Genomic DNA, 1,488 nt, shown 5'->3' with positions numbered 1-1,488 from the left:
GGCAGTGAGCGCCAGAGCTGGTCAGTGGAGCGTGTCGGAGGTGGAGGAGGTTGAGGGACGCGGCCGGCCCGGGGGACCCGTTACACGTGGGGCTGTGGGGCCCCCGCGTGAACGGGCTGAGGGCAGGGCGCGGCCTGGGCAGTGAGCGCCAGAGCTGGTCGGTGGAGCGTGTCGGAGGTGGGGGAGGTTGAGGGACGCGGCCGGCCCGGGGGACCCGTTACACGTGGGGCTGTGGGGCCCCCGCGTGAACGGGCTGAGGGCAGGAAGCGGCCTGGGCAGTGAGCGCCAGAGCTGGTCAGTGGAGCGTGTCGGAGGTGGAGGAGGTTGAGGGACGCGGCCGGCCCGGGGGACCCGTTACACGTGGGGCTGTGGGGCCCCCGCGTGAACGGGCTGAGGGCAGGACGCGGCCTGGGCAGTGAGGTCGGGAAGGGTGACGATGGAAGGGCAGTAGCGGGTGTTGCGTGCGTAGCGGCGGCCCGGCCGTGCGCCTCGGTGACGATGACATCGCCTCGTAGTTTCAACTGTGCGTTTCGTTGTTGTTGGGTCTGCTTCTTCTCTGTGTTGGTTGAAGCACGAGGTTGGTGGCTGAGGAGCGGAGGCCCGGCCGAAGGCCGACGCCGGAGCACGCGCGGCGGCATAAACGTAGCGTGGGCATCGCCGACGATTTGAGTCGGCGATGCCCACGCTTTCCATTTCCCTGAGGAGTCCTGCGGGGCTCCGGAGAGCCCCGCGGTGCTGGCTGCTACGCCTCCTCGCGAAGGGTGTAGTGCACCTGGAGCTGGGGCGGCTTCCCGTCGTAGCTCGGGACGCGGAAGGCGGCGAGGACCTGGTGGTGACGCAGGAAGCGGACGCGGCGGTGAAGGCGCTCGCTCTGCTCCTGGTAGTCCGGCGCCTTGGGGTCGAGCGCCTGGTGCCGCTGGTGGGCGATTTCCACTTTGCGGTCCATCTTCTTCTTCCACCGCTGCCAGCTCTCGTAGTCCATCGCGTCCTCCTCCGTGGTGAGGGCGCCCGATGCGCCCCCCTCACTGCTGTTTGGGGGGGCGCATGGGCCCCTCAAGCGCGACGACACGGGCCGTTGCCTGACGACGCGCCGGCGGCGACCGTGACAGGCGGCAGTTGGCCTGGCGCGCGTCGAACGCAAGGCGCAGGCGGCAGGCGCTGTTAGGCCCGGGGCGGCACGCGTCCACTCAAGGAGGACACGTTGGCACTCACGTTTGCCGAGGCACCAGTGCGGACGTCGTGCGGGTGGTGGGCGTGCGCTTGGCAGTGCTCGCGGCTGGTATCTGCACGGCTGTGGCGTGCGCGACGTGCGGCGCTGCGAAGTTGGCTGGGGGGCGAGCTCGAGCAGCTCGGCACCTGGGCGATTTCCACCACGGAGGACGGGAGTCCTCCGCGGCTGCCGCCGAGGCGGAAGCCTGGCAGCCGGTTCCCTCACCCTGGGGTGAGGGCGGAGGGAGAGGGGAGCAGAGGCTGGGGCTGCAATGGAGG

General features: G+C 70.4%; 1 protein-coding gene. It reads right to left on the bottom strand.

From position 1 onward, the window contains the following. Positions 1–742 precede the first annotated feature (742 nt). Positions 743–982: a hypothetical protein gene (locus G4D87_RS37680; protein ID WP_163787580.1), complete on the bottom strand. Its 240-nt coding sequence runs from the start codon at positions 980–982 to the stop codon at positions 743–745. Between the last annotated feature and the right edge of the window lie 506 nt (positions 983–1,488).

The sequence above is a fragment of the Myxococcus vastator genome (genome assembly GCF_010894475.1).
Lineage (GTDB): Bacteria > Myxococcota > Myxococcia > Myxococcales > Myxococcaceae > Myxococcus > Myxococcus vastator.
This window is presented reverse-complemented; position numbering and strand designations above follow the sequence as displayed.